This window comes from Sutcliffiella halmapala (assembly GCF_002019665.1).
GTDB lineage: Bacteria > Bacillota > Bacilli > Bacillales > Bacillaceae_I > Sutcliffiella_A > Sutcliffiella_A halmapala.
In genome coordinates, this window is the sequence record NZ_KV917375.1 from 3,842,504 (window position 1) to 3,859,136 (window position 16,633).

Sequence of the window (16,633 nt, forward strand, 5' to 3'; positions counted from 1 at the left end):
TAACGGAAAACTCTAGCCGAATCATTAATATTATGAAATATTATTATCTATATAGTTCATAATATAAAATATATACTCCTTCATCAAGTATTTATGAACTATTTCATTTGTTTGATTACAAAATTTATACTAAACTATGAAAGAGGTGAACGGAATGGACGGTTTTCAACGAAGAAGGGAAAAAAAGAAAGAGGATATATTAGAGGCGGCTACCAATTTATTCATGGCAGATGGCATCCAAAATGTCTCCATTTCCGAAATAGCGAAAGAGGCAAATGTATCCCAAGTAACCATTTATAACTATTTTGAAAGCAAGCAAAACTTAATTCTTGAGGTTTTTAATTATTATATAGACAAATCAGTAAGGGATTTTGAAGAGATCATTCACGATACCATTCCCTTCCCCGATAAAATAAAACAGATTATCTTTCGAAAAAAAGAAACAGCGCAACAAATAAATGAAGAATTTTATGAATATATCATGCAGGATTTTTCAGCAGCAGGAAACTACATGGAAAATAAATATTTAGAAAAAGCGCTCCCCCATTTTACAGATTTTTTCCAACAAGGAAAGGAACAAGGCTATATCAACCCGAATCTCTCCATGGAAGCGATCCTTTTCTACATTCAAATGATTTCCCACTATTTTCAAAAAAAAGACTTCCATGCTGATGTCCTGCCATTAACCGATGAACTTACGAATATTTTCTTTTATGGGATTGTTGGAAAGAGGGATGAATAGGAGATATTCTTTCTTTTTAGAAAAGTTATTAACATATATACACTGGTGGCTTTTAAAACTAAAAGCCACCTAATAAACATCTATTTTTATTAAGGTAATTTTCCAAACACATCTTTTCTTAAAAATTTAAATCTACTTACACTTTCCCTAAATAACTTTTAGTAATTTTCGGTAATCTTATTTCTCCATTAGTGCTGTATTTCTCAAATAAATCCGATAATGCAGTAATAAATTGACCATATCCCTTTTCTGTCTGTTGTAGAGAATAGGATGAGGAGAGGTTCCTTCCAATAAAACTCTCATAATCTAAGATCCATTCATTAATATAGCTTCGAAACTCAAATTTTCCTTTATTAAAAAATTTGTCATAAATTTGTGGACTTTCCTCTATTCCGCCGCTAAACCCTTTAAAACTAGGGCACATTTGATGAAAAAGCTCCTGCATTTCCAAATATATCGGACTTGATAAGTCTTTACTATTCCACACAAGTGCTACGTTCGCATCATTCTTTAAAATTCTTTGACATTCACCCTTGAATCTTTCGGTATTAAACCAATGAAAAGCTTGGGCTACTGTTACTAAATCGATTGTGTTGGTCGACAATCCAGTATCCTCCGCAGTCGCATTAATAGAAGTGAACCTTGGAATCTGGTTCAACTCGTGTTCTGCAAGTGAACGCATATCATCATTTGGTTCAACACCTATTACCTGTAATCCTCTCCCTAGTAATTGTTTACTTAAAATACCTGTACCAGAGCCAATATCCGCAACACTACTCGCTTCCTTTAGTAAATTAGCCGATAATAAATAATCTATATATTCATTTGGATAACTAGGACGATACCTAGAATAAGCATCTGCCTTACCAGTAAAACGTTCCGAATGATTCACCATCCATCCCCCCTTTTCCCAATCAACATTAATCGACAAGCGACAGGCATCTGTCGACTTTGTTTTATTTATGTGGTAGTTCGTTTCCTCCTAAATAAGCTTTTAAGTTTTCTAAGGACTGGTTGAAACCTTCCATATTAATGGTTACTTGTGTCCCGGCGTTTTGTGGTGTCAATTTAAAAATGAAGAGCATATCCCCATTTTCAGTTTGATAAGAAAACACATAAGGATACGTGATCTCAATAAGCTTAAACTTCATTTCTATGCTTTCATCTTCTTTCAGATTATTGTACTTAGTTGGCATCAGAGTAAAGACAGCCTGTCCTCCTACTTCTAACTTAGAAATGGACCATTTCGATCCAGGGGCATACCATATGGAAAAATGCTCGTCATTCGTAATGGCACCCCATACTATTTCTGGACTTTGTTCAAGAAAAATAGAACTGGTTCCATTCATCTGGTAATTCTCCTCGCATATGAGACATTTAAATTTATTTTACAAAAGATTCAAATGCATCTTTGTATACTTTTCTTAGCTCAGCCGAATTATCTGGCCACTCAACTTGTCTCCCATTTACCAGCATATCCAATACATCAAGACATCTGTGCCATCCAGCTGCCATATTAACCGTCATTGAAAGATCATCGAAAGTATGAGTAAATATTAAGCGACATCCTTCTGCCTCAGTCTGCAATTCCATATGTAGTAAGTCATTAATCTCTCGAAAAGCAAAGATCTTAGAAGGATTATATTCCGTAATAATCCCTTCATACTTCGATCCTTCACCGTCATCAAACCTTAACACCCCACCTGTTTTTAGATCCATTTCCTCCGTCGCAAACGGGTACCACTGTACAAACTGCGCTGGAGAAGTCATTGATTTAAAAACACTTTCCGATTTTTGCGAAAACAAACGTACAAACTTTAAAGCATAACGCCCCTCAATTTCATGTATTGTCCCATATTTATTCACCTTATTTTCCCTCCTTAGATCATTCCATATGGTAAGTCGTATATTTCTAGGTAAATTTTAGCATAACATCATAGAATCACTGAAACAAAAACAGACAGGTGTCAGGAACCTGTCTGTTTTATCAATTATCAACTGTATCTTCGACTTCAGATTTGATATTAGGATTTTTTAAATCTCAAGTAAAATTTTTCTTGAAATTCGAGAAAAATATTTAAATCTTCCAACACTTCCCTTTCCTCAATCGTTATCTACATGAATCAATCAAAAATTTCACTTATTTCTTAAATATAAAAAATGTAACAAGTAGTACCTGAACAAAATCCTAGAAACAGAAAGGAAGTCAAAAAAATGTTTCCGACTGAAGAGTATTTAGTAAAAGAAAAAATCAGCAGGATGATTGAAGACTCTAGATTAAATTATTTTGTAGCAAGTCAACAAACCACAAAAAATAAGGTCTTTTTATTTAAATGGAAGTCCCTTATTCTAATTTTTCAACGTTAGGTTACATGTATAATTAGTGTATGATACTGAACAAAACAAATATTTTAAATTATTTTATTTTTCTCCAACACTAGCTGCTCTTCGAACGTTATCTATATGAAACAAGTAACATTTAGGAGGAAAATAACCTAATTAAAGCGAGTTGAACAATTTGGAAGTATGTGATCTCTATGAAACGCTCAAGTATGACCTGCATCGATTTGCTAATTCCATCACTAGGCATGAGCAAGAAGCCGATGACCTTGTCCAAGATGCTTTAGTTAAGTCGTTAAAGGAAGAACAGCTTTTAAGTTTACCAGTTTATAAGCAAAAGGCTTGGTTTTATCGGGTGATGAAAAATCGCCTTATAGATGATCGGAGGAAGGAAAAACGACTGACCGTATGGGAAGAGGATTTCGAACTTCCATTTGGAGCCCTCACGGGTGATCATAATCACGTAGAAATTACTGAGCTACTTTCCCATTTACCCCAGGAATTAAGCGATCTTGTTTTTAAAAAATATTGGTTGGGGCTTACAAGTCAGGAAATCGGGGAGCGATTAAGTCTCCCTGCTTCAACTGTTCGCTATAAGCTTCACTTAGCAATCAAACGATTAAGAAAAATTATCGAGGAGGAATAATTAGATGAAGCAATGTATTGGAAATGTTGGAGTGTTAGATTTATTAAATGCAACAGAAGAAAGTGTAAAGAGAGTCGAAAGTATTGAAAATGTAGGGATGGTTCTCTACCGAAAACAGACTGCTCCCTTTATATCTTCGTTGAATATCGGGAACATTGGAAAAAGTGTTGAGGTGCCTGTGGGATATAGCTTTATAAACGGAATCCTGAATGTAGACCTTGCCTATTTACAATCAATCACCACACCAGTACATGCCGTGGTAAACGGGGCTGTTATTATCGCTAGGGATGTCCTTGCTGAACAATTAGATAATGCACCATTAAAATTGATTATAAATGGTAATGTCTATTGTCCACCTCACCTCTCCGGAACGGCTTCCTCGCTTTTTTCAGTAGGCGGAGCAAAGATAGATGTATATGAAATTACTCCTCCACGATTTGAAAATGGCGTACTTAACTTAACGAATTCGTTCCTTGCTGCACTAGATGAACCACAATACCTAGTGGTAAATGGCGTACTTAATATTTCACACGATGTGGATATGGAAAAATTCAAGGAAAAAATAAATAAACTACAAGTTAACGGGGTAGCTACTATTTTTCAAGACCAAGAAACCGAATTTTATAAAAAGGTAGAAACTCTTACATCTTGTAAACTTGTTATTATCCCAACAGGTTTTGAGGTTTTAAAAAAATCTCTTCGATTAAATAGTCGCTCCATCCGACGTTTTCAGCAGAAGAAAATCTATACAAGAAAACCAATCATTATCGAAGCCGATGTAACACGTGAAATGCTTGCCAATGCATTTACCAATATTTACTCTACTTCTATTATTATTTGCCATGAAACAACAGAGGATCTTCTCTATGAGCTTTCTAGTGTCATGGAAACAGAAATATTATCCTATGAAAACAGTTTTGTCTGGATTGAAGAAAATGAAGTATGGTCCAATGATCAATTACTTGCATTAGAGCAACCCGTTAATTTTATCGTGAATGGGCAGCTATCCTTAGATAAAGATGTGCAAGAGGCAGTAATACAAGAGAAAATTTCTACATTAGATATACTAGGAGAAGTAATGGTAAGCGAGCAAAAATTAAAAGGTACCCTCCAAAATTTAATTAGAGTAAATACGGGTCGAGTTAAAGAAACTGACGCACTAACAGAGAATACAGATTTACACAATGTCGGAGTTCTCTCTCTATAAAAGATAATAAAGGCATAGCTACCTATGCCTTTTACTTATTTATTTCCATATTCCAATAGGTCTGTAACTGTTAATCACAAAAACTAGCCTTTTCTCCATTCCAATCTTTCACCATTATATAAACGCTCTCTAATGAAATTCTCGCATTCGGTAAATACATGTTCGATACCCGTTATACGATGTGCCAATATTTTAACGACCATCCCTTTCACACTTAATATACTAGCACCGAAACGAATATTTTCGGAAAGTGACAAAAGCTTTGTTCTTAATGCTTCTACACATGCTTCATCCATTTTTTCATGAAGGAAAAACAGCGTTCCAATGTAGGTATATCCTTCTAGATACATTATGCTTTCCAGCTTTTCCTTTGATTCTAAGAGGAGATGATCGAAGACCGCCAATGAGCCATCCACCATTATTTTCATTTTAGATACAACTTTATGATAGGAAAAAGGCGCCCCATCTTCCGACCATCCAGGTGAAATAATATCCGTATAGAAAAAAACAGCAGATGAACTCATGCATACATTTATCTGTTGGATGAAATTCGCGTCTTTATATGGAATTAAGGAATCTTGCTTTATAAACAATTCACTACTGTCCTTCAATAAATAATTCGTTGTTTGGGTAACTCCAAAACGCCGCGATTTATATACTTTGGTAGAAGCCTGTGTCGTTAGTGCGAGTTTCGCAGAATCATGGACTATCACTTCTGTGTGATAGGAATCCCCATCTACATACCCTCCTCCAACATGCATGAGTGTGAGTAAGGGCATATCTTCTGCTATATAAATGGGCCTCGTTATTTTTAGTACCCCATCAAAAAAACTATTGGTCACGATCGACTTATTTCCCTTTTTTCCTACTTCTACCAGAAGATAACCTGTGTGGGTCACGTCACGTTTCCAATCCTACAAGGAATGCCTCGCGTTTAATCCACTCCACCACATCTGCAACACCTGTTCCATCTTTTAGATTAGTAAAAATAAATGGTCTGTCACCACGAGTAGTCAAGGTGTCTCGCTTCATCACTTCTAGATTGGCGCCGACATAAGGGGCAAGGTCGGTTTTATTTATAATAAATAAATCGGATTTGATCATTCCTTGCCCACCTTTACGCGGTATTTTTTCTCCTTGTGCAACATCGATTATATAAATGGAAAAGTCCACAAGCTCTGGCGAAAAGGTTGCAGCCAGATTATCCCCACCACTTTCTACAAAGATTAAATCTAGATTGGGGTGACGTTCATTTAATTCATCAATCGCAGCAAAGTTCATCGATGCATCTTCCCGTATAGCAGTGTGTGGACAACCGCCTGTCTCTACACCTATAATTCGATCCTGTGGTAATACTCCATTTTTGATTAAAAATAACGCATCTTCTTTCGTATAAATATCGTTGGTAATGACCGCTATTTCCAAGTCTTTTATTAATTCACGCGTTAATTTATCTACTAATAATGTTTTCCCTGCTCCTACAGGACCTCCAACTCCAATTCGAATAGGTTCTCCCATTTTATTCATCCTCTCCCTACCTCATTTATTCGCTTGCTTTTAGGACATAAAAAGCCGTACAGATAGCTGCTCATGGATCATTTGAGCAATTTCTAATCCAGGTGGACACCCACCAAAGTTATCCTCTGCAAGCTCCATAATTTTCTCGACTCGCTCCGATAGAAACGGCTGTATCTCATGAAGCATTTTTTGACCATCTGTTTGCCCTAAAGGAATACCTCTTACCCCGTTTTGAATGAGTGAAGAGGTATTGGCAAATAAGTAAACAGATAAAGTGGTGGTCAGGTCAACATGTAAGCCTTCACAAAGAATGGAAAAAACAATGGAATTATGTCCATGGCATTCTTTCGCTTTCACCCTCGTTTCATAGATTTTTAGAATTTCCAAATCATATAATTCATTCATTACTTTTGTTAACTGTCGGCCAATTTTTCTATTTCCTTCTCGTGTTTCCTTTGCGTTTCCGAGGGCAAATAATTCCTGATCGAGTTGCCATACCCTGTCTAAATCGTTTCTTTTTATTGCTTCATAGGCTAACCGGCAGGCTAAACCGTCTGTATATACACATTGTGAGGATAGATATAGTTGAATAGCATGAAAAAAAGACTGCCGGTCACTTATTTTCCCCTCTTGTATATAGGTTTCCAGCCCAAAGGAATGCGAAAATGCCCCTGAAGGGAAATTAGAATCGCAAATTTGTAGCAAGTGTAAGAGTTTACTAGTCATGGGAGTGCCCGATATGCTTGAATGCTTCCTTCATTTTTCTATTTTCCCGAACGAAAGGGATGTCTAAATCTTGTAGCAGCTTTTCTACTAAATAATCATACTGCACAATCATTTCTTCATTCTCAAATTGTGCTGGCAGATGCCGATTCCCAAGTTGATGGGCAATATCTCCCATCTGTAATAAATTAGTAGGTTGAATGACTAGTACATCATCTTCTATAACGCTAATAACAATCGCGTTCTTTTCATCCTGATAAAGAATATCTCCGTCCAATAATTCCTTTCCACTTTTAAGGCGGATACCTAGCTCCTTACCATGATCTGTTTTTACGCGTTGCACTTTTTTTACTAATTCATCGCTTCTTAAGTAAACACGTTCGACATGTGTGGTTGGTGCTCCCGAATTTTTTACGTTTCCAATAATTTCTTCAATAATCATTTTGGTCACCTCAAAATAAAAAGTATCGTTGAGCCAAAGGAACCTTTTTATCTGGCTCACACGTAATTAACTCGCCATTAACCTTAACCTCATATGTTTGTGGATCAACGTCTATTTCTGGCGTTTCCCCATTGAATACCATATCTTTTTTTGTTAATTTCCGTATATCTTTCACAACTGCAATACGTTTCTGTAAACCTAGTTTCTCATGAACACCTCTATCAAACGCAACTTTAGAAAGAAAGGTATAGGAGGTATCATACTTTGCCTTCCCCATGCTGCCAAACATCGGTCGATATAGTACAGGCTGCGGAGTTGGAATCGATGCATTCGGATCACCCATCACACTCCAGGCAATCATTCCCCCTTTTACAATCAGTTCTGGCTTAGCTCCAAAAAAGGCTGGTTTCCACAACACAAAATCCGCCATTTTTCCGATTTCAATCGAGCCAATATATTCAGAAACTCCATGAGCGATCGCTGGATTAATGGTGTATTTTGCAACGTATCGCTTCACTCGGCTATTATCATTCGTTTCTCCTTTTAGGAGTTCACCACGTTGCCGCTTCATTTTGTCAGCCGTTTGCCACGTTCGTGAAATAACCTCACCTACTCTTCCCATCGCTTGCGAATCAGAGCTAATCATACTAAATACACCAAGATCATGAAGAATGTCTTCTGCTGCTATCGTTTCCTTCCGTATACGCGAGTCCGCAAATGCCAAATCCTCCGGGACAGAAGGGTCTAAATGATGACAAACCATGAGCATGTCTAAATGCTCAGCTATCGTGTTAATGGTAAATGGTCTTGTAGGATTAGTAGAAGAAGGAAGTATATTTGAGAATGCCGCCGCTTTAATAATGTCAGGAGCATGCCCACCTCCAGCTCCTTCCGTATGATACGTATGTATGACACGTCCATCAATGGCACGAAGCGTATCTTCAACAAATCCCCCTTCATTCAAGGTATCCGTATGAATTGCAATTTGGACATCATATTGATCAGCAACCTTTAAGGCAACATCGATATTCGCTGTAGTAGTTCCCCAATCCTCATGTAGCTTCAAACCGACAGCACCCGCTTCAATCTGCTCCTTCAGTGCTTCTTCATTCGAGGCATTACCTTTCCCTAAAAACCCTAAATTCACCGGGAATTCCTCTGCTGCTTTTAGCATATTAAAGATATTCCATTCACCTGGGGTACAGGTTGTCGCATTCGTACCAGCTGCAGGACCAGTCCCACCACCAAGCATCGTCGTAATTCCAGATTCAATAGCGGTTTGAATCAATTGCGGGCAAATAAAATGAATATGCGTATCCACACCACCTGCCGTTAAAATCATTCCTTCTCCTGCAATTACTTCAGTAGAAGCACCAATAATGATATCTACCTTATCCATTAACAATGGATTTCCAGCCTTTCCTATTGCTGAAATTTCACCATCCTTCACACCTAAATCAGCCTTATAAATACCTGTATAATCAACGATCAATGCGTTCGTCACCACAAGATCGACACACGCTTCTCTCGTAGCTAAAGGATGTTGCCCCATTCCGTCTCTAATGACCTTCCCCCCTCCAAACTTTACCTCCTCTCCGTATACGGTATAATCTTTTTCGACTTCAATAAACAGTTCCGTATCTCCAAGCCTTACTTGATCACCTACCGTCGGACCAAACATATCCGCATATTGGCGTCTCGACATCTCAAAACTCATTCCTACACCCCTTTATCCAGTGCATCATTCGTTAAATTATTTAATCCATATACTCTCCTCTCTCCAGAAAACGGGATTAGCTCAACTTCCCTCTCATCACCTGGTTCAAAACGCACCGCTGTACCAGCTGGAATATTCAACCTCTTTCCAAATGCCTTTTCCCGATCAAATGCTAGCTTGCTATTAATCTCAAAGAAATGAAAATGTGATCCCACCTGAACAGGACGATCTCCTTTATTTATAACCTCTATTTTTATTGGAGTTTTCCCTACATTGCATGTGACCATTTCACTTTTCAGCCTATATTCTCCCGGTACCATCTTTCCACCTCTTTCTTTATAGACTGCTAATGCAATATTTCCCCCTATTATCTAATGGGATCATGCACAGTCACTAATTTCGTTCCGTCCACAAAGGTAGCTTCCACTTGGATATCGTGAATCATTTCGGGAATTCCCTCCATACAGTCCTCACGGGTCAAAATCTGTTTTGCATCCTGCATTAACTCGGACACAGTTTTCCCATCTCTTGCTCCTTCAAGCACTTCATAGGTGATAATGGCAATTGCTTCGGGATAATTCAACTTTAGACCTCGGTGCTGACGTCTTCGTGCTAAATCAGCAGCGACCACTATCATAAGCTTCTCTTGCTCCCTTGATGTAAGCTTCACCTTGTGCCCCCCTTTCTTAGCTTTCTAATGATGGATACTAAGTTACTGAAACCAAATTATTTAATGTTAGCTTTCCTTACATTAAATGTTATGAATTTTAACATTATTATAATGGTGATTGATTTAAGAATCAAATAATTTTCTGAAGATTTACACAAAACAAACATAAACCCAATCGTTTTAACGTTTTAAATTACAGTTCTCTTCATAACCGTTGAGCAAATGAAACACAATCCTAGTAATTCATCCTACTATACAGAAATTTTATGACAAATAAAAAAACAGAGACACTTAGCGGTCTCTGTTTTTTAGTTATTTTCTTTTTCTACCTATTACTAACTCCAACTCCACCATCAAGTCCCACAATAAGTCTGATAAGGCTTACTCCCCGGCCCTGGTATTGTGCAGAATGCTTCCTGCTCAGATAAATGCGCATAAGGTTTCGATAGCATCGCAACCAAATTCTCCATCACCTTATAATCCCCAAATTCCACCGCCGCCTCTAGTGCAGATTCTACTCGATGGTTACGTGGAATAACTGCAGGATTACTATTCCTCATTAACTCATGCGAGGCTTCCTTTGATTCCGACTGCCTACCTAACCTCTCCTGCCAACGCTTTTGCCACTCTACAAATTCCGGTTTTCCATCCAAGACATTCTCGCCTATCTTATCAAAGGTTAACGCACGGAATGTATTCGTAAAATCCGCCCGATACTTTTGCATGACACTAAGAAGCCCTTCAATAAGCGATTCATCCTCAGCCTCTTCCTTAAACAACCCAAGTTTCTCCCTCATGCCAGCAAGCCAATTTTGCTTATAAAGCCTTGAATATTCATAAAGTGCCTCCTGAGCTATTTCTACTGCCTTCTCCTGATTCTCATGGAATAATGGCAATAAAGCTTCGGCAAAACGCGCAAGATTCCAACCTCCAATACGCAGTTGATTTTCATAGGAATAGCGCCCTTGTCTGTCAATTGAGCTGAATACCGTTGTTGGATCGTACACATCCATAAAAGCACATGGACCATAATCAATCGTTTCTCCGCTAATCGTCATATTGTCAGTATTCATCACCCCATGAATAAACCCAACCAGCTGCCATTTCGCAATCAGCGAGGCATGTCGTTTCATTACTCCCTTAAAAAAGGAAAGATAACGCTGCTCATCCTTTTCCACCTCTGGATAATGACGCTCTATAGCATATTCAGCCAAAGCACGAAGCTCCTCCACTGTGCCCCAGTTCGCAACATATTGAAAGGTTCCAAAGCGAAGGTGACTGGCAGCCACTCGAGTCAAAATTGCACCAGGCAACTCAGCTTCTCTGATAATAGACTCACCAGTCGTTACTACAGCTAAGCTTCGCGTCGTCGGAATTCCAAGCGCATGCATTGCCTCACTTATGATGTATTCGCGCAGCATTGGACCAAGTGATGCTCGACCATCACCTCCACGAGAATATGGTGTACGCCCTGATCCCTTCAGTTGAATATCAAATCGTTCACCTGCAGGGGTAATGTGTTCACTGATCAACATCGCCCGTCCGTCTCCAAGCCTCGTAAAATTCCCGAATTGATGACCTGCATATGCTTGAGCGAGTGGCAGAGCACCAGCAGGCACCTGATTACCAGCTAATACTGCTACACATTCTTCACCTTGTAGCGCCGCAGCCTCTAATCCTAGAGATGCTGCTAAAGAATCATTGAGAACAATTAACTTTGGCGCTGAAACTAGATTGAGATTAACAGTAGAAAAAAGTACGTTTGGCAGACGTGAATAACTATTGTCAAAGTTCCAACCTGGTTCATGCGTTTCTTTTTTATGTGTCATTGGATCTCCTTTTCACCCTATGCTATTTATCAACACAGGCTAGTTCATGTGATTACGTTATTAATGTATTATACCCTTTTCGCACATGGATGACGCCTAATCTTTCGCTCTCGACATTTCTACCGCCACTTCATTTAATGCTTTGTCTACCTCCATCTGAGGATATACCTTTCGAATAATAGATGGTCTTACAACGATAAGAACCGATACGATAAGCATAGTAGCAGATAAGATTAAAACCCATTGTGCTGGGAAAAAGTCGTACAAAAATCCGTACAAAACCATGCCTAGTGGGGTCAATGCCATTAACATCGATTCGAATACAGAAAAGACACGGCCTTTGTATTCATCTTCCACTGTTTTTTGCAGCATAACCTGCAACGGAGTATTCACAACCATTAGCATCGATCCAAAGCAGAACATAATAACCATATAATAGGTAAACATTAGACCATATGACATCGGAAACAAGAGTGGCATTCCAACCCCTCCCATGAATACTCCCATCGCCAAAATACCTCTTTTTGAAACAAGTAGTGGAAATTGAACTTCTTTCCTTACTGAAAAATAGATGGACATTAATAGCATTCCAATGGAAAATGCACCTTGTGTAAAGCCAAAATGCTGTGGTTGCATATTTAATTTTTCAATGAGAATATAGGAATAGCCAACCTCATAAGCCCCAAATAAAAAATTTACTAATAGCCCCATCCACATCACAACGATAATAATGGATTGTAATTTCAAATACCCTATTCCCGCTTTTATACTTTGCCACATCGTCTCTTTCTGTTCGCCCTCCACCACTTGTTTCTCTTTCGCGAATAGCTTGAAATCCATCGTCGATTCAAGGATCACAGCTATGCTTGAAGCAACCATATACATAACAAGGAAAACTGGAATGGACACGGTGCCATACAATAGACCCCCTACTGCTGGGCTACCAATGGCAGCAAAAGAGATTGACATTTGATTCAAAGACATCGCTTTTTGGATTCTGTCTTTATCGATAAGACTAGTAATGGATGAAGAAAATGCGATTCCCGAAAACATCGAGGTCAACGACAAAATACATGTAGTGATATAAATAGAAACTAGAGAAAGTCCAGAAGTTAACGTAACAAGAAGAAGTCCACCGATTGTCAAAGTGGTTGCAATTTGTGAAGTTATAACGATCATTTTTTTGGAATATCGATCGGTGATCACTCCTGCAAAGGGTGCAGCAAGCGTCCGCGGTAAAATATTGCATAGTAAGTTCGTTGCAAAACTCGTTGCTGAACCTGTCATTTGTAAAATGTAAAAGCTTATCGCAAACGTATAAACCTGCGCACCAAAAGAAGAAACCAACTTACTAATCATAAACGTGTACAGATGATACGTCGCCTTTTTCAGCTTCAAGCTCTCTTCCATAAAAACACCTCATTATTCTGAAAGTTTAATTTAATTAAACAAATTATAACACGCACAGCTCTTCCCTTTCAAGAAAAAGTTTAATATAATTAAACAAAAGAATAACAAGGAGTGTTTTACATGCTAGGCGAACGCATCCGTAAACGAAGAAAACAAAAAAAGATGACGCTTGAAGCACTTGCAGGTACGGAACTAACAAAGGGCATGCTCAGCCTCATCGAAAATAATAAAGCGAAACCTTCAATGGAGAGCCTCTCATATATTGCAGAACGGCTGGAAGTGGACCTCTCTGATTTATTAGAGGAAATTGACTCAGGAGAGTTAAGAGGAATCTTAGAGCAGGCTGAAAAAATTTACAATACAATTGGTTTAACGGATAAATATAAACAACTAATTAAAATTATTGATCCCTACGTTTCGAGTCTTTCTCAAGGTTATGAGACTGCTCGATTATTGGAAATCTATAGCTATTCCCTTTATTACGAAAAGAAGCAAGACTGGCAAGAGCCCTTAAACCGAGCTGCGAAAATATACGATCAAATGAATATCTCATCAAATCGCGCGTTCATCGGTATTTTCCGTTCAACCATTAAATTTAAAGAACATGACTACTCTAAGTCCCTTGAAATAATCTTAAATGAGCGAAAAGAGATTGAAGCTACCCATGCCTATATTGATCCACTAGCAAGACTAAGTCTTGATTATCACGAAGCTATTTTATACTTTGCAGTTGGCGATTCCCAATCAGCAACAGAGACAATAGAAAAGGCACTCACCCTCTCCAAGGAAAAAAGAATTTTTTATCTAATCGATGACCTATATCGTCTCGCTGCCGCACAAGCAATGACAGAACAAGACCATGCAAAAAAACAATACTATTTAACAAAACTGAGGCAATATGGAGAATTTGCTGATCATTTATCATCGCTCCATTTTTGCGAGCTCATCGAAATCATCACCATGATTATGGAAAAGCAACTATATAACGAAGCTCTAACTAGGATCGAGCAATACCTTTCTAATGCAGATAAAATCCACTTCCATGAACCATGGTTTTACTTAGAAAAAGGGAAAGCTCTCTACTACCTTAAGTACTATGAAGAGGCCCTACTCACATTTAATAAAGTAGTAATCCCAGAAAATATTCACCATCCATTCGACCTATCGATGTTTTATGTAATGGATAGCTATAAAGCACTAATTCAGCTTGAGCTTGGACAGACCATAGATGCTCAAACAACAATAAAAAAAGCAGTTCAAAATTTCGAACCACTACTAGAAACACCCTTTAAACAATTTAACCGTGAAGCTTTTCGTAAAATTAACCAAACCATATCAAATTAAAAAGGGCCCGATCCTCATCGCGATAAAGCAATGAAGGGTCAGGCTCTTTTTTGATGTACTTAATAAATTCTTTTCTCATCTATTCTCACATCTGTAAAGAGTATCCTCCTTACTCACTTCCTAAAATTTCATTATAAGCTTGCTACAGCTTAAAGATCCTACAAAAAAAATTCAGCTTCCACTTAGCACTATATATCTATCCCCTCTAAATCAAAATCCATAATAAAATTTTAGAATATTCAATTTTTAATCCGTTGGTTCTATATACCATTAAAATATTTACTTTTATAATAAAAACAGAAACAATATTTCAAATTTTTAAACATTTACTGAAATATTATTTCAACAATTGAAAGCGCTCACGAAAACCATTAGGAAGGCGAGGGATTCACAGATGAAATTGGGACAACCATGTAAGTACATAATGATTACGCTTTTACTTTTCACTATGACCATTCCCCTTTACCCATCAAAAGGGAACGCGGAAGTAAATTATGGTCCAAAGTATGAAATGCGGGCAGCCTGGATTGCAACCGTACAGAACATTGACATGAGGGCTGGCATGAACAAGGAAGCATATAAAGTTTGGGTGGAAGAGACAATTGATTTTCTAAAAGGAAAGAACTTCAACACAATTATCTATCAGGTAAAGCCTACCTCTGATGCTTTTTATCCATCTGAATTAGAGCCTTGGTCCAAGTATATTACTGGAAGAGAACAAGGTTCTGATCCAGGCTATGATCCACTCGCGATTATGGTGGAAGAATCTCATAAGCGAGGCATTGAGGTTCATGCATGGGTCAATCCTTACCGTGTGACAATGCCAAATGAAGGATTGGAAACTTTAGCTGAAAACAATGTGGCCAATCTTCATCCGGAATGGGTGGTTAGATATGGTACACAATACTACTTAAATCCAGGTATTCCTGAAGTACAGGATCATTTGATTGCTACAGTTGAAGAACTCGTCACCAATTATGATATCGAAGCAGTTCATATGGATGACTATTTTTATCCATACCGTATTGCCGGACAGGAGTTCCCTGACCAAGAAACCTTTGCCCAGTATGGCAGCGAATTCCATAATATTGAAGACTGGAGAAGAAACAATGTTAATGAGCTCGTCGCTGATATCAATAACTCTATCAAAGACATAAAAAATTGGGTGCAATTTGGAATTTCTCCGTTCGGTGTATGGAGAAATATTGCCGACGACCCAACTGGTAGCAATACACAGGCTGGCCAAACCAACTATGATGACTTATATGCTGATACAAGACAGTGGATCAAAGATGGAAGCATCGATTATATTACTCCGCAAATCTATTGGTCAAGAGGACTTGCAGTAGCCGACTATACTATTCTACTAGACTGGTGGAGCAATGAAGTTGAGGAGTATGCATGGAATCACCCTGTAAATCTCTATATCGGAACAGCAGATTATAAGGTCGGTGACAATTTCGATCAGAATTGGTATGACCCTTACGAACTTCCTGGTCAAATCCTGGACAATCGCCAGAATAAAAATGCACTAGGGCAAATGCACTTCTCTTTAAGACAGATTATTAAAAATAACCTCGGCTATGCAGATATTTTATCCAACGAAATCTACACAACTCCAGCATTGGTGCCAGCTACTTCTTGGAATGGAAACAAGTTACCGAAAAAACCGAAGACAGTTAAAGCCAATAAAGCGAAAGATAGCATCAAGTTGACGATTGATAACAAAAAGCACTCAGATGCAAGAAAGTATGTCATTTATCGCTTTGAAGGAAATAAGGAAGGAGATTATAAAAATCCTGCGAATATCGTGGACGTCATCTATGCATCCAACGGAGTTACTACGTTTGTAGATAGCACAATTAAAAAGGGGAAGGTATATACGTACGGCGTTACTTCCATATCCAATACCGGTGTGGAAAGTAAGGATGCTAAAACGGTCAGAGTGGTAAAATGAGAAAAAAAGCCTGACCCTCATCGCTTTACAACGATGGGGGTCAGGCCTATTAATGGAAGGAAACATGGGGCCTCCCTAATTTCTTTAG

General features: G+C 38.2%; 17 protein-coding genes. 5 read left to right on the forward strand and 12 right to left on the reverse strand.

Features of this window, described 5'->3' with window-relative positions; translation table 11 throughout:
• Positions 1-154: 154 nt before the first annotated feature.
• Positions 155-742 carry a TetR/AcrR family transcriptional regulator gene (locus tag BK580_RS18950; RefSeq protein WP_078381839.1) on the forward strand — a complete coding sequence of 196 codons (588 nt, stop codon included), beginning with the start codon at positions 155-157 and terminating at the stop codon, positions 740-742.
• 136 nt (positions 743-878) lie between these two features.
• On the opposite strand, the gene BK580_RS18955 is transcribed toward BK580_RS18950, so the two are convergent.
• The 3 genes from BK580_RS18955 to BK580_RS18965 form a co-directional block, all read right to left on the reverse strand.
• Positions 879-1,634: a class I SAM-dependent methyltransferase gene (locus BK580_RS18955; protein WP_139365006.1), complete on the reverse strand. Its 756-nt coding sequence runs from the start codon at positions 1,632-1,634 to the stop codon at positions 879-881.
• A gap of 64 nt (positions 1,635-1,698) precedes the next feature.
• The gene (locus BK580_RS18960) at positions 1,699-2,091 is read right to left on the reverse strand and encodes an SRPBCC family protein (protein ID WP_078381841.1); all 393 of its coding nucleotides are present in this window, start codon (positions 2,089-2,091) and stop codon (positions 1,699-1,701) included.
• A gap of 34 nt (positions 2,092-2,125) precedes the next feature.
• Positions 2,126-2,608 carry an SRPBCC family protein gene (locus tag BK580_RS18965; protein WP_078381842.1) on the reverse strand — a complete coding sequence of 161 codons (483 nt, stop codon included), beginning with the start codon at positions 2,606-2,608 and terminating at the stop codon, positions 2,126-2,128.
• A 652-nt stretch (positions 2,609-3,260) separates the two neighbouring features.
• Here BK580_RS18965 and BK580_RS18970 point away from each other — a divergent pair.
• Entirely contained in the window at positions 3,261-3,728 is a 468-nt protein-coding gene (locus BK580_RS18970) for an RNA polymerase sigma factor (RefSeq protein WP_078381843.1), read from the forward strand.
• Positions 3,729-3,732: 4 nt separating this feature from the next.
• The gene (locus BK580_RS18975; protein WP_078381844.1) at positions 3,733-4,935 is read left to right on the forward strand and encodes a hypothetical protein; all 1,203 of its coding nucleotides are present in this window, start codon (positions 3,733-3,735) and stop codon (positions 4,933-4,935) included.
• Between the two features lie 83 nt (positions 4,936-5,018).
• Here the strand turns inward: BK580_RS18975 and BK580_RS18980 are convergent, their stop codons facing one another.
• The 9 genes from BK580_RS18980 to BK580_RS19020 form a co-directional block, all read right to left on the reverse strand.
• On the reverse strand, positions 5,019-5,777 hold the full coding sequence (locus tag BK580_RS18980; protein ID WP_139364934.1) for an urease accessory protein UreD: 759 nt from the start codon (positions 5,775-5,777) through the stop codon (positions 5,019-5,021).
• Positions 5,778-5,835: 58 nt separating this feature from the next.
• A complete protein-coding gene (ureG, locus tag BK580_RS18985; protein WP_078381846.1) occupies positions 5,836-6,453 on the reverse strand; it encodes an urease accessory protein UreG in 618 nt (205 codons plus the stop codon).
• A gap of 39 nt (positions 6,454-6,492) precedes the next feature.
• Positions 6,493-7,179: an urease accessory protein UreF gene (locus tag BK580_RS18990; protein ID WP_078381847.1), complete on the reverse strand. Its 687-nt coding sequence runs from the start codon at positions 7,177-7,179 to the stop codon at positions 6,493-6,495.
• Complete coding sequence (gene ureE, locus BK580_RS18995) at positions 7,172-7,618, reverse strand: urease accessory protein UreE (RefSeq protein ID WP_078381848.1); 447 nt, start codon at positions 7,616-7,618, stop codon at positions 7,172-7,174. Before ureE ends, BK580_RS18990 begins: the two co-directional genes overlap by 8 nt.
• Positions 7,619-7,628: 10 nt before the next feature.
• Positions 7,629-9,335, reverse strand: coding sequence for an urease subunit alpha (gene ureC / locus BK580_RS19000; protein WP_078381849.1), 1,707 nt, complete (start codon positions 9,333-9,335; stop codon positions 7,629-7,631).
• A gap of 2 nt (positions 9,336-9,337) precedes the next feature.
• Positions 9,338-9,655 carry an urease subunit beta gene (locus BK580_RS19005; RefSeq protein ID WP_078381850.1) on the reverse strand — a complete coding sequence of 106 codons (318 nt, stop codon included), beginning with the start codon at positions 9,653-9,655 and terminating at the stop codon, positions 9,338-9,340.
• A gap of 47 nt (positions 9,656-9,702) precedes the next feature.
• Entirely contained in the window at positions 9,703-10,005 is a 303-nt protein-coding gene (locus BK580_RS19010; protein ID WP_078381851.1) for an urease subunit gamma, read from the reverse strand.
• A 353-nt stretch (positions 10,006-10,358) separates the two neighbouring features.
• Complete coding sequence (locus BK580_RS19015) at positions 10,359-11,834, reverse strand: protein adenylyltransferase SelO (RefSeq protein ID WP_078381852.1); 1,476 nt, start codon at positions 11,832-11,834, stop codon at positions 10,359-10,361.
• A gap of 96 nt (positions 11,835-11,930) precedes the next feature.
• Positions 11,931-13,244, reverse strand: coding sequence for an MFS transporter (locus tag BK580_RS19020; protein ID WP_078381853.1), 1,314 nt, complete (start codon positions 13,242-13,244; stop codon positions 11,931-11,933).
• A gap of 120 nt (positions 13,245-13,364) precedes the next feature.
• Between BK580_RS19020 and BK580_RS19025 the strand changes: the two genes are divergently transcribed.
• Complete coding sequence (locus BK580_RS19025; protein WP_078381854.1) at positions 13,365-14,588, forward strand: helix-turn-helix domain-containing protein; 1,224 nt, start codon at positions 13,365-13,367, stop codon at positions 14,586-14,588.
• Positions 14,589-14,982: 394 nt separating this feature from the next.
• Positions 14,983-16,545: a glycoside hydrolase family 10-like protein gene (locus tag BK580_RS19030; protein ID WP_078381855.1), complete on the forward strand. Its 1,563-nt coding sequence runs from the start codon at positions 14,983-14,985 to the stop codon at positions 16,543-16,545.
• Positions 16,546-16,633 lie beyond the last annotated feature (88 nt).

Bases quoted from the DNA above. Each gene is read 5' to 3' on its own strand.
- BK580_RS19015 (WP_078381852.1), bottom strand. From the start codon at position 11,834: ATGACACATAAAAAAGAAACGCATGAACCAGGTTGGAACTTTGACAAT.
- BK580_RS19030 (WP_078381855.1), top strand. From the start codon at position 14,983: ATGAAATTGGGACAACCATGTAAGTACATAATGATTACGCTTTTACTT.
- BK580_RS19005 (WP_078381850.1), bottom strand. From the start codon at position 9,655: ATGGTACCGGGAGAATATAGGCTGAAAAGTGAAATGGTCACATGCAAT.
- BK580_RS19025 (WP_078381854.1), top strand. From the start codon at position 13,365: ATGCTAGGCGAACGCATCCGTAAACGAAGAAAACAAAAAAAGATGACG.
- BK580_RS18960 (WP_078381841.1), bottom strand. From the start codon at position 2,091: ATGAATGGAACCAGTTCTATTTTTCTTGAACAAAGTCCAGAAATAGTA.
- BK580_RS18990 (WP_078381847.1), bottom strand. From the start codon at position 7,179: ATGACTAGTAAACTCTTACACTTGCTACAAATTTGCGATTCTAATTTC.
- ureG (WP_078381846.1), bottom strand. From the start codon at position 6,453: ATGGGAGAACCTATTCGAATTGGAGTTGGAGGTCCTGTAGGAGCAGGG.
- BK580_RS18950 (WP_078381839.1), top strand. From the start codon at position 155: ATGGACGGTTTTCAACGAAGAAGGGAAAAAAAGAAAGAGGATATATTA.
- ureC (WP_078381849.1), bottom strand. From the start codon at position 9,335: ATGAGTTTTGAGATGTCGAGACGCCAATATGCGGATATGTTTGGTCCG.
- BK580_RS18975 (WP_078381844.1), top strand. From the start codon at position 3,733: ATGAAGCAATGTATTGGAAATGTTGGAGTGTTAGATTTATTAAATGCA.
- BK580_RS19020 (WP_078381853.1), bottom strand. From the start codon at position 13,244: ATGGAAGAGAGCTTGAAGCTGAAAAAGGCGACGTATCATCTGTACACG.
- ureE (WP_078381848.1), bottom strand. From the start codon at position 7,618: ATGATTATTGAAGAAATTATTGGAAACGTAAAAAATTCGGGAGCACCA.